This window comes from Anaerobacillus sp. 63XJN7_4_ISO-PGPR-S23-413 (assembly GCF_056173725.1).
In genome coordinates, this window is sequence record NZ_CM149688.1 from 1,989,096 (window position 1) to 2,013,702 (window position 24,607).

At 38.1% G+C, this 24,607-nt stretch carries 24 protein-coding genes; 19 read left to right on the forward strand and 5 right to left on the reverse strand.

Annotated features, from left to right (window positions below):
• Window positions 1-215: 215 nt before the first annotated feature.
• The 5 genes from AC0VYO_RS10795 (at window position 216) to AC0VYO_RS10815 (ending at window position 4,698) form a co-directional block, all read left to right on the forward strand.
• On the forward strand, window positions 216-425 hold the full coding sequence (locus AC0VYO_RS10795) for a hypothetical protein (protein ID WP_475368974.1): 210 nt from the start codon (window positions 216-218) through the stop codon (window positions 423-425).
• A 1,831-nt stretch (window positions 426-2,256) separates the two neighbouring features.
• Entirely contained in the window at window positions 2,257-2,691 is a 435-nt protein-coding gene (locus AC0VYO_RS10800; RefSeq protein ID WP_475367352.1) for a YhfM domain-containing protein, read from the forward strand.
• Window positions 2,692-2,827: 136 nt separating this feature from the next.
• The gene (locus AC0VYO_RS10805) at window positions 2,828-3,280 is read left to right on the forward strand and encodes a VOC family protein (RefSeq protein WP_475367353.1); all 453 of its coding nucleotides are present in this window, start codon (window positions 2,828-2,830) and stop codon (window positions 3,278-3,280) included.
• A 708-nt stretch (window positions 3,281-3,988) separates the two neighbouring features.
• Window positions 3,989-4,177: a hypothetical protein gene (locus tag AC0VYO_RS10810; RefSeq protein WP_475367354.1), complete on the forward strand. Its 189-nt coding sequence runs from the start codon at window positions 3,989-3,991 to the stop codon at window positions 4,175-4,177.
• Between the two features lie 203 nt (window positions 4,178-4,380).
• Window positions 4,381-4,698 carry a hypothetical protein gene (locus AC0VYO_RS10815; protein ID WP_475368975.1) on the forward strand — a complete coding sequence of 106 codons (318 nt, stop codon included), beginning with the start codon at window positions 4,381-4,383 and terminating at the stop codon, window positions 4,696-4,698.
• Window positions 4,699-4,851: 153 nt separating this feature from the next.
• Here the strand turns inward: AC0VYO_RS10815 and arr are convergent, their stop codons facing one another.
• Entirely contained in the window at window positions 4,852-5,268 is a 417-nt protein-coding gene (arr, locus tag AC0VYO_RS10820) for an NAD(+)--rifampin ADP-ribosyltransferase (protein ID WP_475367356.1), read from the reverse strand.
• Between the two features lie 512 nt (window positions 5,269-5,780).
• On the opposite strand from arr, the gene AC0VYO_RS10825 reads away from it, so the two are divergent.
• The 7 genes from AC0VYO_RS10825 (at window position 5,781) to AC0VYO_RS10855 (ending at window position 13,155) form a co-directional block, all read left to right on the forward strand.
• On the forward strand, window positions 5,781-6,602 hold the full coding sequence (locus AC0VYO_RS10825) for a M55 family metallopeptidase (protein WP_430246335.1): 822 nt from the start codon (window positions 5,781-5,783) through the stop codon (window positions 6,600-6,602).
• Window positions 6,603-6,617: 15 nt separating this feature from the next.
• The gene (locus tag AC0VYO_RS10830; protein ID WP_430246338.1) at window positions 6,618-7,547 is read left to right on the forward strand and encodes an ABC transporter permease; all 930 of its coding nucleotides are present in this window, start codon (window positions 6,618-6,620) and stop codon (window positions 7,545-7,547) included.
• 1 nt (window position 7,548) lies between these two features.
• The gene (locus AC0VYO_RS10835) at window positions 7,549-8,493 is read left to right on the forward strand and encodes an ABC transporter permease (protein ID WP_430246340.1); all 945 of its coding nucleotides are present in this window, start codon (window positions 7,549-7,551) and stop codon (window positions 8,491-8,493) included.
• A 51-nt stretch (window positions 8,494-8,544) separates the two neighbouring features.
• On the forward strand, window positions 8,545-10,176 hold the full coding sequence (locus AC0VYO_RS10840) for a peptide ABC transporter substrate-binding protein (RefSeq protein WP_475367357.1): 1,632 nt from the start codon (window positions 8,545-8,547) through the stop codon (window positions 10,174-10,176).
• 195 nt (window positions 10,177-10,371) lie between these two features.
• Window positions 10,372-11,472, forward strand: coding sequence for a dipeptide epimerase (locus AC0VYO_RS10845; RefSeq protein WP_404682100.1), 1,101 nt, complete (start codon window positions 10,372-10,374; stop codon window positions 11,470-11,472).
• Complete coding sequence (locus tag AC0VYO_RS10850; RefSeq protein WP_475368976.1) at window positions 11,459-12,367, forward strand: C40 family peptidase; 909 nt, start codon at window positions 11,459-11,461, stop codon at window positions 12,365-12,367. The genes AC0VYO_RS10845 and AC0VYO_RS10850 overlap by 14 nt, the downstream gene beginning before the upstream one ends.
• Window positions 12,367-13,155, forward strand: coding sequence for a serine hydrolase (locus AC0VYO_RS10855; RefSeq protein WP_475368977.1), 789 nt, complete (start codon window positions 12,367-12,369; stop codon window positions 13,153-13,155). The genes AC0VYO_RS10850 and AC0VYO_RS10855 overlap by 1 nt, the downstream gene beginning before the upstream one ends.
• Window positions 13,156-13,220: 65 nt before the next feature.
• On the opposite strand, the gene AC0VYO_RS10860 is transcribed toward AC0VYO_RS10855, so the two are convergent.
• Entirely contained in the window at window positions 13,221-13,715 is a 495-nt protein-coding gene (locus AC0VYO_RS10860) for a L,D-transpeptidase family protein (RefSeq protein ID WP_475368978.1), read from the reverse strand.
• A gap of 43 nt (window positions 13,716-13,758) precedes the next feature.
• Here AC0VYO_RS10860 and AC0VYO_RS10865 point away from each other — a divergent pair, with 43 nt between their 5' ends.
• The 7 genes from AC0VYO_RS10865 to AC0VYO_RS10895 all read left to right on the forward strand — a co-directional run bounded on the left by AC0VYO_RS10865 (window position 13,759) and on the right by AC0VYO_RS10895 (window position 21,058).
• Window positions 13,759-14,259: a metallophosphoesterase family protein gene (locus AC0VYO_RS10865; RefSeq protein WP_430246350.1), complete on the forward strand. Its 501-nt coding sequence runs from the start codon at window positions 13,759-13,761 to the stop codon at window positions 14,257-14,259.
• A gap of 118 nt (window positions 14,260-14,377) precedes the next feature.
• On the forward strand, window positions 14,378-15,880 hold the full coding sequence (locus tag AC0VYO_RS10870) for a phytoene desaturase family protein (protein WP_475367361.1): 1,503 nt from the start codon (window positions 14,378-14,380) through the stop codon (window positions 15,878-15,880).
• Window positions 15,877-17,313 (forward strand): phytoene desaturase family protein, encoded by a 1,437-nt coding sequence (locus tag AC0VYO_RS10875; protein ID WP_430246354.1) that lies wholly within the window; start codon window positions 15,877-15,879, stop codon window positions 17,311-17,313. The genes AC0VYO_RS10870 and AC0VYO_RS10875 overlap by 4 nt, the downstream gene beginning before the upstream one ends.
• A gap of 7 nt (window positions 17,314-17,320) precedes the next feature.
• Window positions 17,321-18,157: a phytoene/squalene synthase family protein gene (locus tag AC0VYO_RS10880; RefSeq protein ID WP_430246356.1), complete on the forward strand. Its 837-nt coding sequence runs from the start codon at window positions 17,321-17,323 to the stop codon at window positions 18,155-18,157.
• A gap of 247 nt (window positions 18,158-18,404) precedes the next feature.
• Window positions 18,405-18,983: a GNAT family N-acetyltransferase gene (locus AC0VYO_RS10885; RefSeq protein ID WP_475368979.1), complete on the forward strand. Its 579-nt coding sequence runs from the start codon at window positions 18,405-18,407 to the stop codon at window positions 18,981-18,983.
• Window positions 18,984-19,035: 52 nt separating this feature from the next.
• Window positions 19,036-19,968: an alpha/beta hydrolase gene (locus tag AC0VYO_RS10890; protein WP_430246360.1), complete on the forward strand. Its 933-nt coding sequence runs from the start codon at window positions 19,036-19,038 to the stop codon at window positions 19,966-19,968.
• 340 nt (window positions 19,969-20,308) lie between these two features.
• Window positions 20,309-21,058, forward strand: coding sequence for an AAA family ATPase (locus AC0VYO_RS10895; RefSeq protein ID WP_475367364.1), 750 nt, complete (start codon window positions 20,309-20,311; stop codon window positions 21,056-21,058).
• A 145-nt stretch (window positions 21,059-21,203) separates the two neighbouring features.
• Here AC0VYO_RS10895 and AC0VYO_RS10900 read toward each other — a convergent pair whose 3' ends face one another.
• From AC0VYO_RS10900 to AC0VYO_RS10910, 3 genes are read right to left on the reverse strand one after another with little or no spacing between them, the layout of a single operon-like run.
• Entirely contained in the window at window positions 21,204-22,667 is a 1,464-nt protein-coding gene (locus tag AC0VYO_RS10900; protein WP_475367365.1) for a phytoene desaturase family protein, read from the reverse strand.
• Window positions 22,664-23,785, reverse strand: a complete 1,122-nt coding sequence (locus AC0VYO_RS10905; RefSeq protein WP_475367366.1) for a glycosyltransferase family 2 protein — start codon at window positions 23,783-23,785, stop codon at window positions 22,664-22,666. Before AC0VYO_RS10905 ends, AC0VYO_RS10900 begins: the two co-directional genes overlap by 4 nt.
• Complete coding sequence (locus AC0VYO_RS10910) at window positions 23,785-24,597, reverse strand: carotenoid biosynthesis protein (RefSeq protein WP_475368980.1); 813 nt, start codon at window positions 24,595-24,597, stop codon at window positions 23,785-23,787. The genes AC0VYO_RS10905 and AC0VYO_RS10910 overlap by 1 nt, the downstream gene beginning before the upstream one ends.
• Between the last annotated feature and the right edge of the window lie 10 nt (window positions 24,598-24,607).

The following is a 24,607-nucleotide window of genomic DNA, read 5'->3' on the forward strand; positions in this document are numbered from 1 at the left end:
AAGAAGTTTTTAATTGGTTATTTATGTTAATATTGAAGTTGGATTAAAGAAGGTATTCAAGTTAAGATCAGTGATTCTTGAAGACTTGAATTCAAGATAACAGCTGAAGTTGAAACATTTTTTGGGAATGTATGTATCGAGGATAATATGATAAAAACAGCAAGGAAGTTATTGGGGATTTTTCTTCTGATCGATAATTGGAAAGGAGGAGAAGTATGGAAGTTTTTTTGATGAGTTTCTTTTCGGCAGTGATCATATACATAACTGTTCAATCGATAATTAAGGCTTTAAATATAGCCTTAAATAGAAATGAGATATCAAAACGAAAATATAGTCTTATTATGGCGATATCAATTTCTATAGGTACTTTCGTAGCAGTAGTTTTACCTTTTGGATATCAAAGACTTTTTGCTGCTATTCTGTAAAATTTTCTTTAGTTTGATTAACTAAAGTGCATTCGCTTAGAAGGTTAGCGTTTGGGGGTATATTTAAATGTCTCGTAATCTACCCATTTATGGTCTAGGATTGCAAATTGTATTCTTTCTTCTCTTTTTAGCGCGTTGTTATCCAAAATGAACAATGTGATTGTTGCAACCATTTGTTTAATGCTCGGATTTTCAAGTATAATTTTCGGGTTGTTTCAGTTAAACATAGTAGCCGTCTGTTTCTTTGTGTCATTGTAATCATTATTGGAACTTTGATTATCAGCTTTACTATATTTACGTACTTCTTAAGTGAGGCTGATTACCCATCCTTGATTAGAATTGCATTTTGATAATTATCTTATAGGGAATTTGCTCAATTATTTCGGAAATTTTGCTTAACAATACGGAAGTGCTCTTATGTAGGTTTAGGGCTGGAGTGTTAATTTGAAGGAAGTGTAAAATGTTCAAATCAAACATAACAAATAGAATAATAAGGTTAATATTTTTTTGGATCGGAGTATCTTTTTTGTTGCTTAATAGTAATAGTATCGCCAGTTCACAGTTATCATTAATATTTATAGCCTTGATTGGGGTTTCATTTACAGTGTATCAATTAACAATAATTATAACTTTAAGAAAAGTAAGTCGAAATTAGTTATTAATTCATAGAGAACCAATTGATCAATTATCTCTGAGCTTATCTGTAATAAGATAGGCTCCTTATTGTAAATGAAATATGGATTTAATAGAATCGTTTTGAAATAATTGGTATTGACGAGTAGAGCAAGAATTTTTAAGAGGGTAGTATCTGTTTAAACAACAATTGGGAAATTTACTAGAGGTGATATTTGTGATTGGTTTATTAGAGATTATATTTCAAGTATCAGGAGTTGTGTTGCTCATATGTGCAATTTATTATTATTTTCATTTTAAGAAAATCAAACGGGAAAGGAAGCTGAAACCAGTTGAGTTAACAGTTTACGCTGTAACTCAAATTGCATTTCTTCTTTTAGGAAGCAGCTATTTACTACTACTTTTGGATAAAAATAATTAAATAAACTCGGAGTTTATCTGTAATAAGATAGGCTTCTTTTTAATTAAATGGCTATGTTAAAGTTTAATGTTGATACTTCACAAAAGTAGAACTTCCAGTTTATGGAAGTTCTACTGTGGTATATTTTGCTTGTTAACTAAAGCAATAGGTTAATTAAGTGGGGATATCATTTTCTCTCAATCACTGAAGATATCCTTCATTTCATTTTTTTCTTTTTTTAATCGTTGAAAATGCCTTTCTATTCGTCTTGCTATAAAAGGCAGAAATATTACTATTAACATAAGCCAAAGCATAAAATTCCACCTTTTTTTTTAGAATTTCCCAGTCAAACTCCTCTAATCTTTCCATTCAAAGAAAAAAGAAATGTTAGATATTGAACTTACTTAATCTAAGTGTATCATAAGTTTTTGTACGAAATATACCATCTTCCAGTATCTCGGACCGCTTACCGAATAAAAAGTAATCGCTATATACAGGTCCAGGCAGGATGTGGAAGAATATATAGAGGTGAAGAAATGAATGAACTACTTTTAGTCTCGATGTTTGTGTTTGTACTTATGACTTATAAACAACTGCGAGCGTTAAGAAACAAAGAAATTCCCAGAGGCAATAGAAGAATTGTTTGGTCGATTTATAGTTTTTCAGTAATAGGGTTAGTAGCAGTGAATATCTATTTTTCTTAAGTCTCTTATTAAAATAAATCGGAGCGTTTGCTAAATAAATTGTAAGTCTATGTAGGCTTTAGGGAGGATTGTAGAATAACTGGGAGGACAAATAATGAAAAGAAACATATTGATTATGATTATACTTTCAATATCTCTAAGCGCCTGTTCAACAAACGAATTAGAAAATGTTGAAAGAGTAGAAGTAAGCTTTTGGATTGGAAATGAAAAACAATCAGAAGAAGTAGCGTTTAAAGAGAAAAAAGAAGTAGATGTATTCGTTGGTGCCACCAACAATGCAAAAGAACTTGATGATCAAAAGGTTATTAAAACACCTCCAGTATTGACCAATGATCTTATTATTGAAGAAAGCAATAATAAAGCATTTCAATTATGGATTACTGAAGATGGAGAAGGGTTCATTCAAAGTCTTGTACCAGAAGATATCCTAACATACCAATTGGATGAAGGTTCGGTAAAAGATGTAATAAATATTTTAAACAAACAAGATAATGTTACGCTCCTACCAAACATCGAATTTGAAAAATAAATCAGTTTTTGAGGTGTTCCATAATCTAGAAGCTTATCTGGAAGACTAAAAACGTTATAAATTAATATAAATTCACCTGAGTTCAAGTGCTACTAGTCGATAGTTCTGATTAAAATTAATAAGGAGTGATCTAATTATGGCAATAAACAAATTGCTAAGAATGGACAATGTCGGCATCGTTGTAGAATCTCTTGATGACGCAATTTCATTCTTCGAGGAGATTGGCTTGAACCTCGAAGGACGAGCCACTGTCGAAGGTGAATGGGCTGGTCGGGTAACTGGATTGGGTTTTCAGTGCGTAGAGATTGCTATGATGGTTACCCCAGATGGTCACAGCCGACTTGAACTTTCGCGATTTATCACCCCACCAACTATATCAGATCATCGGACTCATCCTGTAAATACACTCGGTTATCAACGCCTAATGTTCACCGTTGAAGACATTGACGAAATGGTATCCAGACTTACTATGTATGGCGCTCAGCTCGTTGGCAAAATGGTTCAATACGAGGACTCGTATCGGCTCTGCTACATTCGTGGAATCGAAGGACTTCTAATTGGTTTGGCAGAACAACTCGGTAACAAATAAGTAAGCGAGGTCTCATAAAGAGACTTTACTCAAATATAAATTACTGAAGCGAAAATTGAAACTGACAAGCAGTGTGAAAGTTATTTGAAGAAGTAGGGAAACAGATTCACGTGAAAACGTTATATGAGAATACGTCTCGATTCGAAGAGAATTCTAAGTAAACAATTTCGGAACTTATCTGCAGTAAAATAAGTCTCTTTTAGTGAAAAAGAATTGATACCCTGGATTCCATTTGAAATAATTGGATTTGTGTGAGGTAACCGCATTAAACAATCACTAGAACTATTTAGTTAAGGAGGTAGTATGAAGAAAGTATTATTAACTATATCAATAATTGTTAACCTGCTTTACTTAATTAATGTACTTGCTAGTTTAGGAATCAGGCAGTCCAATGGAATGAATGTTTTATTGGGATTGATATTTGTAGTAAGTATTCTGGGGTCAATATTTTCCCTAATACGATTTAGACAAAATTCGTGCTATCATCTTTATCTGTCAATTACGGTGCTTACATTAAACTTAGCTTCCTTTGGGTGGTTTGCTTTTATAAATTATTTATCGATAATAATGGGAGGATAAGGCCTCTTATAAGGTAGGTATCTTGAAATCGAGTCTTGAACTATCTCGGAGGGATAGCTACACAGTGGTTATCGGTTAGCAAGCTGGTGTAATATTTGACGAAACGTTATTCTATTAAGGGGTGAGGTTATGGGGTTTTGGTATTTCTTAATATTATTTGTAGGAATATTTTTAGTTGTTAAGGGGCTATTTGGGAATAAAAGAAATGCCTTGGTATTGATAGGGGTCATAAGTATTGCGTTCTCAATATTTATGTTTACACCAGGAAGTGATGAAATCATTTCAGAACTATTTAATTTTTTTGGAATAGATATATGAGTAATCTTCTACTAGGTATTTTCACGAACGGTTGCTAAAACTAAAGAAAAATATCTTGATTTGAAGTATTCTACAAAAAAGAGCGTTAATCTAAAAAGGATTACGCTCCTTTTTGTTTAAGTTGATTAAGAGGACAGTTTAACGGGATAAACTATGTTGAAAATTAATCTACATAATAAGCGAAAGAAAGTAGGTTTTATAATATGGATTTATCTTTGGAAATTGCGCATATTATACTGCCAGTTGCAATAGTGGGTGGGATTGGAGTATTTGTAATTCTAAGAATGAAACATAAGTCTAAGCAAGGAACTCTAGGTAAGAAAAAAACAAGAAGTGCTCAAACTATATTAGATAGCTTAATACCATTCGGAATGATGTTTGGTTTGGCTGTTGCTATACTTCTCAGCATGTTTAGCACCTTTTCCTTTCTTTCTGCAATTACTTGGGGACCTGGTATAGGTATGTTATTAGGATATTTTGCTTATGAAATTTACAGCAAGAAGGAAGATAGTTATTCATAATAACTGCCTTCCAGAAACTCGGAGCTTATCTGCATGCAATAAGAGAGGCTGCAAGTTTAGATACACAATAGAACTTTTTGTTCAAAACCAGGCATCGCTAGTATTGAGATACCTAGTTTTTCTTTCAATTTATGATTTGAGAGATTTAGAAGATTAATCATATATGACAAATTTCCCTTGTTCATGTAACCTTTTTATAGATGCAAGCATATGATTTATTTCTTCATCGGAATGTCTTTCCCATGAACTTAATTCAGCTACTATTTTTAAGGGCGATTTCGATCTATAAGAACGTGTAGGGTTTCCGGGAAACTTTTTGTCAGTTACGTTTGGATCATTTTCAAATTCACCTAATGGCTCTACAATATATATTCTTTCTTTTGATGTAGATATTGCTAATTCAGCCCCCCATTTAGCGGCATTTAATGTAGCAGTGAAATAAATATAGTTCGCTTTTTTGTTTTGGTAATTTGATAAGTGTTGCGGTACTAATAGATCTCCAATTTTTAGTTCTGCTTTCGTACCATGAAAGAAAGGTCCATGATCTAAGACATCTTTTTTGTCATTCATTTTAATACACCTCTCTTTTTTGATTTGTATAAAATAGTATAGAGCAGCAAGTATAAAAATAGTAGTCTATAATTACCTGGAAATTAGCGGTATAATATAAGTAGAGAAAATGTAGTTGAACGACAAGTAACTATAATTTGCGTTTTCATTAGCAATCACCGTCAATGGTTGTTGGAGCTTTAATAAAATAACAAAATTTACAGAGCTTGAAATGGCATTTTGCCTCTAAGCTCTCTTTTTTTATGATTTAATATATGTTTTGGCCTTTGAAGCGTTATGTGATTTCACGATTTGTCCATCTGAAGTAACTCGGTTATCAATATACTGGTGTGGTTTTTATATATTGTAAATATATTTTTAGGATCCCCCTTTTTGTGAACTCTACGAACATTGAGGAGCATTTGCAGAATGAAATAAAACTTCGCGATCTCCTTAGAATATTTTGAGAAATGAAGTAAATAGTGGTATAATTATTCAGAAAGTTACGAATCTAGAGAGAAAGGAGAACATTTGTGAAGTTTTATTTATCGGTAGATATGGAAGGCGTAACCGGTCTTGTAGATGAGACGTTTGTGGATTCGAATAAACAGAATTATATGCGTGGTCAGGAAATGATGACGCAGGAAGCCAATCACGTAATCGAAGCCGCCTTTGGAAGTGGATGCTCAGCTGTGACGGTAAATGATAGTCACTCAAAAATGAACAACTTACTTATTGAGAAGCTTCATCCCGAAGCAAGGCTCATTTCAGGAGATGTGAAGCCTTTTTCTATGGTTCAGGGGTTAGACAGTACATATGAAGGTATGGGGATGATCGGTTATCATGCACGCGCCGGTATGCCGGGCGTAATGTCTCATTCCATGTTCCACAATGTGAGAAATTTCTACATAAATGATCAAGTTGTAGGAGAGCTAGGGATGAATGCATACGTTGCCGGATACTTTGGTGTTCCGATTTTGTTCGTTGCAGGCGATGACAGAGCTGCACTAGAAGCCGAAGAGCTTATCCCAAACATAACAACAGCTGTTGTAAAAGAAACGATTTCTCGATCTTCCGCTCTTTTGTTATCACCACAAAAAACAGGGCAAGTGTTACGTCAACAAACAGAAAAGGCAATGCTTAATAGACACAATGTCGAACCTTTAGTTCCTCCTCGCGAGCCTGTATTTCGCATTGAATTTGCGAATCATGGACATGCCGAGTGGGCGAGCCTTATGCCTGGTGTTGAGATTGAAAAAGAAACGACAGTTAAATATCAAGCGAAAAATATGCTTGAAGTCTATCAAGCTATGCTTGTGATGACTGAATTAGCATCAAGAACAACATTTAGCTAGAAAGTAGGGATGCCTGTGGCGAAATATATTATCAATCGTCTCTTCGCCATGGTGATTACATTGTGGATTATCGTAACCATTACGTTCTTCTTAATGCATGCGGTACCAGGGTCACCATTTAACCAGGAAAGAAACACCAGTGAAGCGGTGCAGCAAAACCTTGAAGCGCACTATCATTTGGATGAACCAGTTTTTATTCAATATGCCATTTACATTAAATCACTTGCAACACTTGATTTTGGGCCTTCTATTAAACAATCATCTACGTCGGTTAATGAAATGATTGGTAGAGGATTTCCAGTCTCGGCAGAACTTGGGGTTACGTCGCTTTTGATTGCGATTATTTCAGGTATTATTCTAGGCATTATGGCTGCCCTTCGTCACAATGGTGCAATTGATTACATAGCGATGACTTTTGCGGTCTTTGGCATTTCAGTACCGAACTTTATTATGGCGACTTTACTTATTCAACAGCTAGCTGTGAACTGGGAAGTTTTCCCGGTGGCTACTTGGGCCTCGCCAATGCATATGATCCTACCTTCTATTGCGCTTGCAACTGGGCCAATGGCCATCATAGCGCGCCTTACTAGATCAAGTATGATCGAAGTTCTCAATCAAGATTACATCATGACTGCTCGGGCAAAAGGGATGACAACATTCCAAATTGTTATGAAGCATGCTATGAGAAATGCTTTACTGCCGGTTATTACTATTCTTGGAACACTTGTTGCTGGAGTATTAACTGGGAGTTTTGTTATCGAAAAAATCTTTGCCATTCCTGGCATGGGTAAATATTTTATCAACGGTATAAATGATCGTGATTATCCTGTCATTATGGGAACAACAGTCTTTTATAGTGCCTTCCTCATTATGATGCTCTTTATTGTAGATATTGCTTACGGGATACTAGATCCGAGAATTAAGCTGCATAAGAGGGGGGAATAGCATGATACCGGAGCGAAAAGATACGAAACAAGAGCTATCAGAAGACCTCTTTCTTCCGTTAAAAGATTCCTCTAATAATGCAGAGATGATTGCAAAGCCAAGTATTTCTTATTGGAAAGATGCATGGATGAGGTTGTCTGGGAACAAGTTGTCTATGGCTGGTCTTATCATGTTAGTATTGCTTGTCTTAATGGCCATATTTGGTCCGTTGCTAACACCATATTCTTACGATCATCAGGTTTTGACCGAAGGGAACTTACCTCCATCTTCTGAGCACTGGTTTGGAACAGATAACCTTGGTCGAGATATGTTCACACGAACGTGGAATGGAGCTAGAATTTCATTGTTTGTTGGATTTATGGCAGCGATTATCGATTTTGTTATTGGAGTAGCTTATGGAGGGTTTTCAGGATATAAAGGTGGAAGAACGGATAATTTCATGATGAGAATCATTGAAATTTTGTACGGTCTTCCATATCTCCTAATGGTTATTCTTTTGATGGTCGTCATGGGTCCTGGGCTCTTTACGATTATTATTGCGTTAACTGTAACAGGGTGGGTCGGAATGGCACGAATTGTTCGAGGACAGGTTCTTCAGTTAAAGAACGCAGAGCATGTTCTCGCATCTCGTACGTTTGGAGCAAGCGCAAGTCGCGTTATTCGAAAGAATCTCCTTCCTAATACGATGGGGCCGATCATCGTTCAAATGACTTTAACCGTTCCTACAGCTATCTTTGCCGAAGCCTTCTTAAGTTTCTTAGGACTAGGTGTACAAGCACCCGTAGCGAGTTGGGGCGTAATGGCAAATGATGGATTATCGGTTATTTTATCAGGGCACTGGTGGAGGCTGTTTTTTCCAGCATTCTTTATTTCATTAACGATGTTTGCTTTTAATGTTCTCGGTGACGGTTTGCAAGATGCACTTGATCCTAAACTACGTAAGTAAATCCTCATCTCGATGAGTTTTCACTGATACAAATACTAAGGGGGAATTTTTTTGAAGAAGATTATTACAATGCTACTTTCTCTAGTGCTACTTATTAGCATCGTTGGTTGTACAACTACGGAAAATAGTTCATCAGAATCAAATTCAGGAAATGATGATGCAAAGCAAGAGGATGGAGCGAAAGTACTGAAGTTAAACAATGGAAGTGAACCAACATCATTTGATCCACCAATTGGTTTTGATAGCGTTTCGTGGAACGCTTTAAACAATTTAATGGAAGGTATGACGCGTCTAGATAAGGAAGATCAGCCACAGCCTGCCGCTGCTAAAGAGTGGGATCTTTCAGAAGATGGCAAAACATATACTTTCCACCTTCGTGAAGATGCCAAGTGGTCTAACGGAGAGCCTGTTACAGCGGAAGATTTTGAATATGCTTGGAAGCGTCTAGCGAATCCTGATACGGCTTCACCTGCAGCTTTTCTTGCTTATTTTATTGAAGGCGCAGAGGCATTTAACACTGGAGATGGATCAGAAGAAGATATGTTGGTAAAAGCTGTGGACGAAACAACACTTGAGGTAACTCTTGAAAGTCCAGTAGCCTATTTCCCTAGTGTTATTTCAAACCCAGCTTTCTTCCCTGTTCATAAAGCAACAGTAGAAGAAAATCCGGAATGGCATACAGAAGCTGATTCGTATGTAAGTAATGGTCCTTTTAAACTAACGAAATGGGAACATGATTCAAAATTCGAATTTAGTAAGAATGAAAATTATTGGGATGCTGCAAATGTAAAGCTCGATAAAGTAGATTGGGCTATGGTTGATGACACGAATACAGAATATCAAATGTACAAAACTGGTGAACTTCATACTTCTGATGTACCAGCTGACTTAAGTGAAGAGCTTTTCAGTGATGGACAAGCTCAGGTTGAAGATCAGTCAGGAACATACTTCTATCGCTTTAATCTTGAAATGGAGCCATTCCAAAATGAAAATATTAGAAAAGCATTTGCTATGGCAGTCGATCAGCAGAAAATCGTGGAATTTGTTACAAAAAATGAAGAGAAGCCAGCAAATGGCTTTGTGGCGTATGGGTTTGAAGATGCAGCAGGCGGCGACTTCAGAGAGGTTGGCGGTGATCTTGTAACCAATGATGCTGATCAAGCAAAAGAACTACTAGAAAAAGGCATGGAAGAAGAAGGTTATGATGAGCTTCCTGCCGTAACATTAACGTATAACACGAGTGATGATCACAAAAAGATTGCTGAAACTCTTCAACAAATGTACAAAGAAGTTCTTGGTGTTGATGTAGAGCTTGCCAATCAGGAATGGAACGTATTCTCTGATGAACAAAAGCAATTAAACTTACAGTTCTCAAGGAGTTCTTTCCTTGCAGATTATGCTGATCCAATCAACTTCCTTGAAAGTTTCCAATCTGGGCACTCTATGAATCGTACTGGCTGGAGTAATGAAGAATACGATTCCTTAATTGCACAGGCGAAAGAAGAAACAGATGAAGCTAAACGATTTGAATACATGCATGATGCTGAAGCACTCTTGTTCGAAGAGATGCCAATCTTCCCGATTCATTTCTACAATCAGGTTTATCTTCAGAATGAAGATGTGACGGGAATTGTACGTCATCCTGTTGGCTATATGGAATTGAAATGGGCAGATATGAAGTAATACAGTTGAGCCTGGTGATACGAAAACCAGGCTCTTTTTTTTCTGTCATTATACGATATTGGCAAAAGGGCTATAGTTTTACACGCATCATTGATAGAATTAGCTTGAGCTATGCATCACACACTTGAGACTATCTATCTCGTAACACTAGGCATTACATATGATGAAACTATGAATATTTTAAAGGAGATATCTATGAAGATTACTAATATTGAAACGTTTTCTGTATCCGTTCCGTTAAAGAAACCTTTTAAAACGGCGCTTCGTACAGTGACAAATGCCGAAGCGATCATTGTAAAAATAACAGCTGGGGAATACGTCGGTTATGGAGAAGCACCTCCAACAGTCGTCATTACTGGTGAAAGTCTTGCTAGTATTGATTCGGCCATTCAACATGTCGTGAAGCCGAAATTGGTTGGAATGGATTTAACGGAATATGAATCCGTCATGTACACTCTACAGAAATCAATGATTGGAAATACGAGCGCAAAGGCAGCAGTTGATATGGCTATTTATGATCTATTGGCTAAGCGAAGTCAACTCCCTCTTTATCAATTTCTTGGAGGATATCGGAATGCCCTGGAAACAGACTACACCGTTAGTGTAAACGAACCTGTAGAGATGGCAACTGACGCTGTTCAATACATAAAAGATGGGTTTTCAATTTTGAAAGTAAAGGTAGGCAAAGACACCATTCAAAACGACTTAAGTCGAATCAAAGAAATTAGAAAGCGCGTTCAAAACGATGCCGTTATTCGTCTTGACGCCAATCAGGGGTGGACAGCTAAGGAAGCAATTTATGCCATTCGAAAAATGGAGGATGAAGGTCTTAACATCGAATTAGTTGAACAGCCCGTTCATGCGAAAGATATTGAAGGTCTAAGAAAAGTGACTGATGCTGTCTACACCCCAATTATGGCAGATGAAAGCGTGTTTTCACCTGAGGACGCACTTAAAGTAATCATCACCCGAGCAAGTGACCTTATTAATATTAAATTAATGAAGTCTGGCGGTATCCATCAAGCATTAAAGATTAACGCGTTAGCGGAGAGTGCTGGAATGGAGTGTATGGTAGGAAGTATGATTGAATCACGAGTCGGTATAACTGCCGCCGCACACCTTGCTGCTAGCCAACGAAATATAACGAGGTTTGATTTCGATGCGCCACTGATGCTTGATTACGATCTTGTGAATGGCGGGGTTCAATATACTAAAAATATGATGACGTTTACTGAAGATTATGGTTTAGGAATTCACTATGTAGAAAAGGGTGGGATTACAGTTGGAATGGACTAAAAAAACAATTGCCGTAGCCGTAGCAACGTTATGGACAACTCCGGAGAAGGCAAGGACAATTGATCATAATGCTCTAACCAATCCAGTGAAATTAACAGAATGGTTGGAACCATTGTCTTATTCGAATAGATTGGAACTGTGCGATAATAACCACGTTCAATCCCAAGTTTTGTACGGGGAAGAGGTCTTAGTTTTAGATCAGCGAGGAAATTGGTCTTATGTACTCGTCCCTTCACAACCCTCTTCAAAAGATGAAAGAGGCTATCCTGGATGGATTCCAACGATCCAACTTTCTGAAAATGTACCAGGAGTATTTACTGAAGTTGTAGCTACAAATAAGCATGGTGTTCAATTTACAACTCAAAATGGAAAAAGTGAAATGCGATTAAGTTATCAAACGATCCTTCCTGTTTTAGAAGAGCGTGAACGAACTTACCTTGTCTGGACTCCACATGGAGAGGTGATTTTGAACAAAGAAGACGTTACGACTCGTCCAACAAATGGCCCATTTGGAACAGGCTTAGACCTTGTTCGCGAAGCTGAACAATTTATTGGTCTCCTCTATTTATGGGGAGGTATGTCATCTTATGGATATGACTGCTCTGGATTTAGTTACAATATGGCTAGAACTATTGGCTGTACGATTCCGCGAGATGCCCATGATCAGTTAAAGAGTGGAACGCTAGTAGAAGAAGGTGACTGGCAAAGAGGTGATCTTCTCTTTTTTGCTTATGAGCACGGAAAGGGATCTGTGCATCATGTAGGCATATATTACGGTGGAGGAAAAATGATTCATTCTCCTAGCACTGGACGCTTTATAGAAATTACCCCTCTTAAAGGTACGCTCTATGAGGAAGAACTTTGTGGCGTTTGCCGCTACTGGGAGACGAATTAATGCAGTTTGAACAAGTAAAAGAGAAAATTATAGCATGTTTCCAGGGTCTTGAAGGAAACCAATCCGTGTATGTATCAACGCCTGATGGAGAATTAACTCATCATGAGGATCAGCCTGTATCATCAGCTAGTATTATTAAAATTGCTATTATGCTGGAAGCTTTAAGACAAGTGGATAGAAGTGCGCTCACATTAGATCAAGTAGTAGAGATTGAAGATGTCAATCGAGTCGAAGGCGCTGGTGTGATCTACCATCTAGGTAAAGAACTCGAATGGAGACTGACTGATCTGATTCATCTGATGATTATTTCTTCTGATAATACAGCTACAAATCAGTTAATTGATTTAGTCGGCATAGCGAATATTAATCATACTATGAAAGGAGCGGGGGCCTTTCATTCAAAGCTAATGAGGAAAATGATGGACCGAGAAGCCGTCAAAGCTGGAAAAGATAATATGATGAGTGGAAAAGATACTTATTTACTATTAAATCAACTAGTTGAACAACACCTTCTATCAAACTCATCTATGAAATGGGCGATAGACGTTTTGCTTCAGCAGCAATTTAAGGATAAGTTTACAAGTAAGATTTCTACCCTAAAGAAAAACACGCTTGCTCATAAAACTGGTGAACTTGCAGGAGTGGAGCATGACGCGGGTATTTTATTTACATCAAGAGGTCCGGTTATCTATGCTTTTTTAACAGCTGGATTGCTAGAAAACCGGTACGGAAGAGATGCTATTGCGAATGCGGGTCGGTTACTTTATGACTTTTATAAAGAAGACTGAAACGATGAATGAAATGAACAAAAGCGCCGTTTGTAGACGGCGTTTTTGTTTTGCAATAATCCAAATTAAGGACCAATTGAAACGGCCGTTCCAATTGGAATCGTATTTGCAAGTTCTTCGACATCTCGGTTATACATTCGTATGCATCCTTTCGATACATATTTCCCAATAGAGGAAGGATCATTTGTCCCGTGTATACCATAATGTATTTTAGAAATACTCATCCACATCGTACCGAATGGTCCGCCGGGGTTTGGAGCTTTGTTAATGATAATAAATTGTCCAGTTGGCGTATCGTGAAGCATACGCCCCACACCAACAGGGTATACCTTTACAGTAGATCCATTTTTTTGAAGTGTAAGCGTTCGCTGTGTAAGAGATACATAATTGGTATATGGAAGTGTTGCAGGGTCAGGGTATCCAGGGATTTGGATAAGCTGGCCTGGATAGATAAGATTAGGGTTTTGTATGGAATTTGCCCTTATGATTTCAGTGACTGGAACTCGGTAATCCCCACTAATAGAAGATAATGTTTCACCTGACTTCACCGTATGCTGCAAAAGTAGCCCCCCTAGCGCTATTAAATGAAAGGAATGAATACTAATGAACGTCGTTATCGTTTCAGATACACATATGCCACGGATGGCGAAAGAGCTTCCCAAAGCACTAAAAAATGAGCTGTACCATGCAGAACTCATTATTCATGTAGGTGATTGGCAAACACAGGCAGTTTACGAAGAATTAAAGTCATTTGCGCCTATTAAAGGAGTTTATGGAAACGTCGACGAAGCTTTTTTTAATAATAAGTTTAATGAAAAACTCATATTGAATTTAGAATCTCATCGAATCGGCATTACGCATGGTCACGGTAAAGGTAAAACAACAGAACAAAGAGCCGTTTCTCAATTTCAAGATGATGATGTCGAATTAATTCTCTTTGGTCACTCCCATATACCTCTTCATAAAGAATATGATGGGAAGGTCATTTTTAACCCTGGATCACCTACTGATAAGCGGAGACAAGCTCGATATTCATTCGGAAAACTTACTATTGAACGAAATAAACCTCTCCACATTGAACATGTTTTCTTTAATGAAAAATAGGGCAATACGTTAATTAGATGGTTTTGTGCATAAATTGTTGAACAAAATAGCGTTAATATGTATAATGTTTGTATAATATATGTGCGAAGTTTCATATGCGGATGGAAGGGGAAAAATGATGCCAACAACAAAACGAGTCATCGTAATCGGTGCAGGTCCGGGAGGGCTTACAGCTGCTATGCTTCTAGCGAGCAAAGGACATTCGGTTACAGTTTATGAGAAACAATCCTATGTGGGGGGGCGAACTTCTGGATTTGAGCGAAGTGGCTACCGCTTTGACAGAGGACCAACCTTCCTTAATATGCCGCATATTCTCGAAGAAATGTTCGAGGAATCTGGACGTAATGTCCATGACTATATCGACTTAATTGAAATCGATCCAATGTACGAATTGAAATTCGATGATGTTTCCTTTTATCCAACGCGTGACCAGGATGAAATGGTTAGAAGAATCGAAGAGACATTTCCTGGAGACGGTGAAGGGTATAGACGTTTTATGAAAGAAGAGAAAGAAAAATTCGAAGCGCTCATGCCTATTCTTCAAAATAAGCATGATTCACTTCTTGATTATGGTAGATGGCGGTTTGTGAAGGCTTTACCTAAATTGACGGTGACAGATAGTGTTTACAAGCGACTTTCCCATTATTTCGATGATGAGCGTTTAAGGCTATCCTTTACTTTCCAGGCAAAATACCTTGGAATGTCACCGTGGGAGTGTCCAGGTGCTTTTACGATTCTTTCTTATATGGAACATGCTTACGGCATTTTTCATCCGATTGGCGGATTGAGTCAAATTCCAGAAGCTATGGCCAGGGTTATTAAGGAAGAGGGCGGCGAAGTTCATACGAATAAAGGTGTGAAGCAGCTCTTACTTGATGGGAAGACAGTGAAAGGTGTGGAACTTGAAGATGGTACGACGGATTATGCCGATGAAGTCATTATAAATGCTGACTTCGCACATGCTGTAAATCATCTCATTCCATCTGGTTCTGTAAAAAAATATACACCTAAAAAAATGGAACAGAAAAAATATTCTTGCTCAGCCTTTATGCTATACCTTGGTGTAGATAAAAAGTACGACTTACCGCATCACTCTATTATCTTCTCCTCTGATTATAAAAAGAACGTAGAAGAGCTTACTAAGAAGAAAATTCTATCAGAAGATCCTTCCATTTATGTACAAAATGCTTCCGTTACTGACGATACACTTGCTCCAGAAGGTAAATCTTCCATTTATATCCTTGCTCCAGTACCGAATAACTTTAGTTTAGTTGATTGGGAAGAACGTAAGGATGAATTTAGAAGATTAGTTCTTGATCAGCTTGAACAAAGAACGGAATTTAAGGATATTGAAAAGCATATCGAAGTTGAGGAAATGTACACGCCAACGGATTGGGAGATGGATTTAAATGTTTATAAAGGAGCCACATTTAATTTAGCTCATAATCTTCCTCAAATGATGTACTTCCGTCCACCTAACCAATTTAAAGAATTAAATCATTGCTGGCTTGTTGGTGGAGGAACTCACCCGGGGAGTGGACTTCCAACAATTATGGAATCTGCACGCATCACGAGCAGAATGCTTCATGAACAAGCAGCGCTTTTGGAGAGTGCGAAATGACGATTGGTATAGTAGGTGGAGGCATAGGTGGCATGCTTTCCGCGCTACTCCTTTCACAAAAAGGCTACAACGTTGAGCTGCATGAAAAAGCGCCTACGCTTGGAGGTAGACTTTCATTTGTTGAACGAGATGGGTTCAAGATCGACAAAGGCCCTACGATCGTGCTTCTTCCAGAGATGATCTATGAGTTTTTGGATAAAGCGGGAGTTCCTCGTGAGGAAGTTGAGATGGTAAGGTGTGATCCACTATATCGCATGATTTATCCAGACGGTTCTACTTTTACGAAAACAAGTGATATCGAGAAGCAGCTGGAAGAGATCACTCGAATGTTTCCTGGAGAAGAGCAACATTTTCTTTCTTATCTTGAAGATATGCGCGTTCGATTTAAGAAAGGAAAGGCGGCTTTTCTCGAACAGTCTTTTATTAATAGAAAAGATTTCTTTACTCCAAGTAATATGAAGCTTTTACTCGAGCTTAAAGCTTACCAGTCTGTTCAATCTCAAGTATCTAATTATTTTAATGATGAACGGTTGCAAGACGCCTTTGCCCTACAAACGCTTTATATTGGTGGAAATCCATCTGCTTCACCAGCACTTTATTCTTTAGTTCCTTTTAGCGAATATGAACATGGCATCTGGTATTTAAAAGGTGGCTATGCAAGCTTGATTACTGTATTAGAAAAACATCTTCGTCTTCAAAACGTAACGGTTCATTTAGAATCTAACGTGGAAGAATTACTCATTGATGGGAAGACATGTAGAGGAATTCGTACTACAAGTGGAGAACATTATTATGATAAAGTAGTGTACAATGGAGATTTCCCTATGATCAAGAATCTGATAAAAAAAGAGAAAGTTCCTCGGAAGAAATACAAAGCCTCCTCAGGTTGTCTACTCCTCTATATGGGGCTTGATCGTGTATATGATAATGCTGATGTTCATCAATTTTTTATGACAAATGACTTTACATCCCATATGAAGGACGTTTTTCAAGGTGGTAAATTGACAGACCAACCGGCTATTTACACGTTCCATCCTTCTCTCATTGATGAAACGCTAGCACCTCCTGGTAAAGGCGTGCTATACGTGCTGATCCCCGTACCATCAGGTGAAGCAGTCGAATGGGATGAAAAGGAAAACGTTGCATCAAAAATGATTGAACTTCTTGAAACAAGAGGTTTTCCAGGTTTAAAAGAATCTATAGAGTGGTTAGAAATTCGCACACCTGCTGATGCAGAAGTGGAAGGCTTATATAAAGGGGGGAGCTTCGGTATCGCCCCAACGCTTACACAATCAGGCGCTTTTAGACCACAAGTGAAACCTTTTAAATTTGAAAACCTTTATGCGGTGGGAGCATCGATCCATCCTGGAGGTGGCATCCCAATCGTTATGCAGGGGGCGGATCTTCTTGTAAAAGAAATTGAAAGGGTGTGAACGAGAGATGCTCGAACAAGCCTATGCTCACTGTGAAGCCATTATTAAACATCATTCCAAAACGTTTTACAAAGCGTTTTCTTTATTGCCTTCTTCAAAGAAGAAAGCAGTCTGGGCTGTTTATGGTTTTTGCAGGCAGGTTGATGACATCATTGATGAAGGCACAGATCCTGAAGCAGAATTAAAGGTCTTTCGTTCTGAATTTGCCTCTTTTCTAAAAGGTGAAATACCAAAAACTGATCCTATGTGGCTAGCTCTTGAAGATGTTTTTCGTAATTTCTCCATGGATACGAAAGCTTTTCACGATATGATTGCTGGGCAAGAAATGGACTTATATAAAACGAAGTATTATACGCTTGAGGAACTTGAACATTATTCTTATCATGTGGCAAGCACCGTTGGCCTTATGCTTCTTCCAATTCTTGCTCCAAAAAAGGTAGACGAACTTCGAGAGAGTGCCATAGCGTTAGGTCTTGGCATGCAAATCACGAACATTTTAAGAGATATCTCTGAAGATCTAGACCGAGACCGAATTTATTTGCCAATTGCAGAGATGGAAGCATTAGGTTATGGTGTTGAAGATTTAAGAAGTCGAAGAATGAATGAGGCATTTATCAAAGTTTGGGAAAAGCTTGCTGTTCGAGCTGAAATGCATTACGAAACAGCTTTCTCAGCTATGCATCATTATCCTCTAGATGCTCGCCTTCCAGTGAAAAGCTCAGCGGTTTTTTACAAAGCCATTTTGCAGTCCATTCGTAAAAAAGAGTATAATGTCTTTCACCAGCGAGCATTTGTATCGGAAAAAGAAAAAGAAGCGCTTTTATCGGCGATTGCCGGAAATTAACAAAAAAGCTCTCTTCCAATTGGAGGAGAGCTTTTTGTTATATCCTTAATGTCTTTAAGATTAAGGAATCTAAGCGAAAAGGAGTTGTAACATTTGAGAGAATTTGAAATGATTAGGAGGTAATGAATGTTCTATGCATCATTAGGGGTAATGATCTCTAATTTTTTTCAAAAAGGGTGACGCAAGTAATCAAGAAAGCTATTCTAGAAAGAGCTATGTTATCGACAAAGAAAGGTAGGAAAGCCTGTTGATTTATATTGAGAAGAAGAAAGTAACATTAAGAGAGGCAACATTGGAGGATATTAGTACTTTATACTATTGGAAATATGAAGAGGAGAAGCAAGAAGCAAAAAAATGGAACGGCCCATACATCATTGAGAAGAAGATATCCAAAGTAGAGTACAAGAAAGAGTGGGAGCAACAGCGTGAAATTAGTCTCGGAGTTCCAGATACGTTAGTTATTGAAGCAGACAATAAAGTGATAGGTACAGTGGGATCATACTGGGTTGATAAGTTCACTAACTGGCTTGAAACCGGAATTGTTATTTATGATCCATCTTACTGGAATGGAGGATACGGTTCTGAAGCTTATAGAGAATGGATCCATTTTCTATTTCGATCAACAAAGCTTCATCGACTTGGCATGTCTACCTGGTCTGGGAATGAACGGATGATCAAGGTGGCAGGGAAGGTTGGAATGAAAGAAGAAGCTAGAATAAGAGATGCAAGAATAGTAGAAGGTGTTTACTACGATGCCATCAAAATGGGGATGCTTCGAAGTGAATGGGAGCAACTTCGGTTTAATTGTAAGGCGTTTTGTTTTTGAAGGACTTATGGCATGATAGAGGTAGCTTGCTATTAATCATTTGGGGGAAATTATGAAAAAACGATCTTATACACGTTTATTGAATGAAACGATCACAATTTATGAAGAAAGTGGTAGTTTAAAAGCTTATCAATTTATGAAAGAGCATGCGAAGAATGTGGAAGGCAATCAAGCGCAGCTCTACAATTTTCAATATGCTCTTGCAGCTGCATCTGACCTAAAAAAAGAAGCCCTTGGGATCATGGAGGAAGCCATTATTGATAAGGGATACTGGTATGCGTATGAGTATTTACAAGCGGATGAAGACTTGGATTCCCTCCGTGAGTTTGAAAAGTTTCAAGAATTGGTTCAGCTTTGTAAACAAAGAGAAGAAAAGGCGATGGAACAAGCAAAGCCAGCGTTAACGGTTTTAAATAACGAGGGTGAACAAGAACGTCCCGTTCTTATGGCTGTTCATGGAGATCAAGAGAATGCTGAAATGACCGCTGTAGCTTGGAACCGAACAGCAACGAAAAAGTATAAACTCGCCTTTCCTCAATCATCTCAAATCCAGTTTTCAGATGCTTATGAATGGGAAGACGCTGCTTTAGGGGTACAAGAAATACAGGACCATGTGAATTCCCTTTCCTCTAGAGAAAACTTGATTATTGGAGGTTTTTCAGCAGGATGTCACGTAGCACTTAGAGCGATTCTCGAGCAGCGTATACGTGTGGATGGTTTTATTTTCGTAGCACCATGGATTCCTAATATTGATGAATGGCGAGATACTATCGATTCTTTAAAGAATTCAAATATAAAGGCTTATATCATATGTGGTGAGGAAGATGATGACTGTCTTGAGGGGTCTAAAGCCTTATCCGAGTTGTTGGAAGCTCAAGAGGTTGCACATGAACTGAAAATTATTCAAGGTCTGGATCATGAATACCCGGAGGAGTTCAATGAATGGCTTCACCGAGCTCTGCAATTTATTAATAAAAGGGATTAGGGAAAGACCTTAGATAGAGCCCAGTTTCATTTATTCTAAGTCCGAATTCTTTTTGATCACAAAAGTTCAATCCTCTGGAAGGATGATCGCATGAGAGAACAAATTGGTGAGTGTACAAACTGTCAGAAATTAGTTTATTGCTTGAATGGTTTTCTCGATGGAGTTAGTTGGAATGGTCAGCTATACTGCTTTACTTGCTTTGAAAAACATGAAGGTCAGCCGCCGTCATAGTCTTGATCGATGTAGTGGGATCATACTTTATTCAATAGAAGATTCCTCAAACCTTTTCCAGAATGTGCATAAAGGGTTTCTTAAGTGTTATGACAAAAGGGGGAGTCAAGTGAAACTAACGAAAGAGACACAATATATCAGAAGTGTCCGTTTAGAAAAAACTGAAGCCAATGAATTTCCGTTCTCACTACCTGCTGTACAAAGTCTACAGGATGAACTTATCTTTCACCCAAATGTTACGTATATTGTTGGTGAGAATGGAATGGGGAAATCAACGCTGCTAGAAGGGATAGCTGGGACACTAGGTATGAATCCTGAAGGTGGCACGAAGAATTTCAATTTTTCTAGCTATGATTCTCACTCAAATTTGCATCAGTATTTGAAATTAACAAGAGGAGTTCATAGACCAGATGATTCTTTTTTTTTTCGAGCCGAGACGTATTACAATTTAGCTACGAATATTGAAGCATTAGATCAAGAGGGATTTGGTCCGAAAATTATTGATTCTTTTGGAGGGAAATCACTTCATCAACAATCGCACGGAGAGTCTTTTTTTGCTACATTTATGTACCGATTTCAAGGAAGAGGGTTGTACATTTTAGATGAACCCGAAGCGGCGCTCTCACCGATTAGGCAGCTATCGATGTTAACGAGAATACATGAGCTTGTTCAAGAAGGTTCTCAACTAATTATATCGACACACTCACCAATTTTAATGGCATACCCTGAGGCAAGAATCCTACAGCTAAACGCCGATAGCATGAGTGACGTAACGTTAGAAGGAACTGATCATTTTGTGACGATGAAACAATTTTTTGAAGATAAAGATCGCCTGTTGCATCATTTGTTGAAGAATTAAGGGTAAAAGGTGTTCAAACGAAATAATTGATAAATTAAATCGAAAAGTGCCCTCCAAACGCAAGCTTCATTTGGAAGGCACTTTAAATTTGTTTAGATAGTCTACCATAAATGGCGTTCTTTACTGAACAATTTGTACTTGTGCACTAGTGATCTTCGCGTATGATTCGATTCGCCACATTTTTCCCGCTAATGACGACCATTGGAGAACCACCACCAGGATGGGTGCTTCCGCCAGCAAAGTAGATATTCGAGATATCCTTTGATTGATTGGAAGGTCTAAGAAAACTATTTTTTAAAGAATTCGAAGAAATGCCGTAGAGTGCCCCTCTGAAAGCGTGGAAACGTTCTTTAATTTCTTCAGGTCCGATGACCTTCTCCGTGACAAGGTGCTTTCTTATAGGTAATTCATGCTTCTCCAACTTATCATATATTTTCTCTTTATATTCCTCTAAGGAAACTTGGTTATTTTCGGACAGAGGAGGCGCATTTACTAGAATAAAGAGATTATCTCCATCTGGAGAAACAGAAGGGTCTGTTGCTGAAGAATTTGAAATATAGATCGTCGGATCGTCAGGCCATTCTCCTTTAAATAGCGTTTTAAACTCATGACTGTAATTTTGAGCAAAGTATACTTGATGATGTACGAGATTAGGAAGTCTTGTTGATAATCCAGCCATGATGACAAAAGCGGAAATGGAAGGAGATGATCTCTCAATTTTTATATTAGGCATGGATGGTCGCTCTTTCTCATCAACTAATGCTGGATAGGCTTTTAATAAATCGCCATTAATAATAACCTTGTCTACGTTTAATCGATCAGAAGCCGTTTCAATTTGCTTCGCTTTTTTATTTTCAACATGTATTTGATTCACTTCAGTATTTAAGTGAAAAGTAACACCTAGCTGTTTTGCCGCGGTTTCTAGACTTTCAGCAAGTTTGGTGTTTCCCCCTTTAACATAATAAACTCCCTGCACCATCTCAAGGTATCCGATCATCGCAAAAGTAGCTGGCGAGAGAAAGGGGGAGGAACCAATATATGTAGAATAGCGATTAAAAGCTTTTAATAAAAGAGGATGCTGAAAATAGCGTTCATGAAAGTGATTCATTTTCTCAAGCGGTCTCACTTTCATAACCGCACGAAACAATGTAGGAGACAAGTAATCATTCCACTTTGTAAACATCCTCGGAAAGAATGATGATTTGGATAAATGATAGAGTCGTTCAATTTCTTTGAGATATGCGAGATAATGATTCGCTGCAAATGAATCAAGCTTCTGTAGTTGTTCTATCATGAAAGATTCGTCTGTGCTCATCATAAAAGATTGACCATCATAGTCTACATTTCTTGTATGATGGTCGAGCTTCATCCACGTGAAATAATCCCTGGGGTTAAGGTTTGCTTCTTCAAATAAAGAATCAAAAATTTCAGGCATTGTCATTGTGTTTGGCCCGAAATCAAAGTGATGTGTCCCCAGGTTAACAGGCATCATTTTCCCACCTGCGTATTCATTTTTGTCATAAACGTGTACGTTGTATCCTTTGCTAGCTAGCTTAATTGAAGCAGAGAGCCCACCGAGTCCTGCCCCAATAACGGCAATTGTTTTCATGAGTATGTTCTTCCTTTCCAAACATAACCTTTCTGCCTTAAACCTGTGCGCATAGAATGAATCAACAGAGTCATAAACGCGACAGCACTAAGTGGCATGAGGAGCGATAACGTGACTCTTTGATTCGTTCTTAAATCAATCCATGCTTTTTGAAGCACGATTAGGACATAGGGGTAAAAGAGTGCGACTATTAGTGAACCTGTTAATGCTGTATAAAGCCCTGCAAGTAATAAAATAAAAGGGCCGACATAGAAAATACCATAAAAAATAAAGAGGATCCATATTAGGAAACGAGAGCGGCCGAGACCTGGGAAAAGGTTTTTAGTGAAACCATTCCAGACTTCGCGATTTGTTTGATACATATAACAAGTGACCACATTTGTTATATTGGCAAGAATAACTCTTTGTCCTTTTTTCTTAAATGCTTTTGCTAAATCAATATCATCTAGGAGGGTCTCGCGAATCCCTTCATGACCACCAACGTGTTTGTATGATTCCGTATGAACCATTATAAAAGCCCCATGAGCAGCGGTGAAGGAGGGAAGGTTCGTCCAATTAGCTGGTGCTAATGGAAGATGGAAATGAACGACAAAATGCTGAAGTGGTACAAGAAGCTTTTCAAGAAACAAGCTTACAGGAAAAGCAGGAAACCCTGTTATCATGGAAGCCTTCCGCTTTTTCATTAATAAGAGGGCAGCTTGAACCGCATTTGGCGACAGTCTTAAATCTGCATCATTAAACAGTAGGTATTGTCCTTTAGCATGTTCACTTAGCTGGTGACAAGCATATACTTTCCCAGTCCAACCTTCAGGTAGGTCTTTACCACGAATTATCATAAATCGCGGATCATTTTTTGTTCCTTCATACAGTAAATTCAATGTTTGATCACTAGAGTGGTCGTCAAGTAGAAGAAATTCAATATTTTGATATGTGAGCTTTTTTAAGCTTTGAAGGAGTTCCCCTACGTTTCGTTCTTCATCACGAAGAGGGATAAGAATGGATACACGTCCATTCTCATCCCCCTGAATACTTCGATTTGATAGACGTGGCATGAAGAGTGAATTGATGATCGTCCACAAGACAAACGCTGTAAGAATGCTAATATAGATGAGCAACATTAGACGGTCACCTCTTCCACTTTAGCGTGTCCATTTTGCTTCGCTTTTTTCTTATAGGTAATTAGCAAAAGCAGTGTAGGAATCGATGTTACAAAGACCGCAAGCCAAAGTCCATCAAGTAGTGCAAGGAAAATAAACATACCCATGACCATACCAAATAACATAGCCATTCGATGCTTCCATATAATGAAAGAAGTCCTATTTGGAACCTTATTCCTCATATAGAGAGGATAGAGTAAGGCATGGAAGAAAAGGGATACCCAGAACCAGCCCGTGAAATTTTGGAAAGGAACGTTATAATAAACGCCGTTTCCGTCCCATCCCCAATAAGCCTTCACTAAATAGGCGACGGGATCAATGATTAAGTCAATTAAAACGGCAATAAGGGAGCCTACAAGGGAGTAGACGATCCATCTTATGATTCCAGGATTTAGTATTTCGGTCATTTGAAGCGATAGCACATGGGTAACGGCGATCACCATAATCCAAGCAAAACCAATCCCTATTGGAACGTCAGCTAATTTAAACCCAAAATCACCGGAATAATCATATTTACCAAAGATTAAACCATAATGAACGCCTAAGCCCTCTGCGATCATGCTGAAAGCAAAGATAAAGGAGGCAATTGAAAGCCCCCGCAAAGCCCCAAACGTACGTACAAAATAAAAGCTGCCTAATATTCCACAGAGTATAAGGAAGAAGGCATTTGCCCAGTTAAGAAACGATGGAAGTAGGTCGAAGCCAACAAGGATCAACCCACAGCAGTACCAAAAAATAAATAGTCGAAAGATTACGTTATCCCATTTCATCATGTTGCGAAGT

Coding starts and splice junctions, on each gene's coding strand:
- AC0VYO_RS10865 (WP_430246350.1), top strand. CDS start 13,759: ATGAACGTCGTTATCGTTTCAGATACACATATGCCACGGATGGCGAAA.
- AC0VYO_RS10810 (WP_475367354.1), top strand. CDS start 3,989: ATGGGGTTTTGGTATTTCTTAATATTATTTGTAGGAATATTTTTAGTT.
- AC0VYO_RS10880 (WP_430246356.1), top strand. CDS start 17,321: ATGCTCGAACAAGCCTATGCTCACTGTGAAGCCATTATTAAACATCAT.
- AC0VYO_RS10835 (WP_430246340.1), top strand. CDS start 7,549: ATGATACCGGAGCGAAAAGATACGAAACAAGAGCTATCAGAAGACCTC.
- AC0VYO_RS10855 (WP_475368977.1), top strand. CDS start 12,367: ATGCAGTTTGAACAAGTAAAAGAGAAAATTATAGCATGTTTCCAGGGT.
- AC0VYO_RS10845 (WP_404682100.1), top strand. CDS start 10,372: ATGAAGATTACTAATATTGAAACGTTTTCTGTATCCGTTCCGTTAAAG.
- AC0VYO_RS10890 (WP_430246360.1), top strand. CDS start 19,036: ATGAAAAAACGATCTTATACACGTTTATTGAATGAAACGATCACAATT.
- AC0VYO_RS10795 (WP_475368974.1), top strand. CDS start 216: ATGGAAGTTTTTTTGATGAGTTTCTTTTCGGCAGTGATCATATACATA.
- arr (WP_475367356.1), bottom strand. CDS start 5,268: ATGAATGACAAAAAAGATGTCTTAGATCATGGACCTTTCTTTCATGGT.
- AC0VYO_RS10815 (WP_475368975.1), top strand. CDS start 4,381: ATGGATTTATCTTTGGAAATTGCGCATATTATACTGCCAGTTGCAATA.
- AC0VYO_RS10870 (WP_475367361.1), top strand. CDS start 14,378: ATGCCAACAACAAAACGAGTCATCGTAATCGGTGCAGGTCCGGGAGGG.
- AC0VYO_RS10875 (WP_430246354.1), top strand. CDS start 15,877: ATGACGATTGGTATAGTAGGTGGAGGCATAGGTGGCATGCTTTCCGCG.
- AC0VYO_RS10910 (WP_475368980.1), bottom strand. CDS start 24,597: ATGATGAAATGGGATAACGTAATCTTTCGACTATTTATTTTTTGGTAC.
- AC0VYO_RS10805 (WP_475367353.1), top strand. CDS start 2,828: ATGGCAATAAACAAATTGCTAAGAATGGACAATGTCGGCATCGTTGTA.
- AC0VYO_RS10800 (WP_475367352.1), top strand. CDS start 2,257: ATGAAAAGAAACATATTGATTATGATTATACTTTCAATATCTCTAAGC.
- AC0VYO_RS10905 (WP_475367366.1), bottom strand. CDS start 23,785: ATGTTGCTCATCTATATTAGCATTCTTACAGCGTTTGTCTTGTGGACG.
- AC0VYO_RS10900 (WP_475367365.1), bottom strand. CDS start 22,667: ATGAAAACAATTGCCGTTATTGGGGCAGGACTCGGTGGGCTCTCTGCT.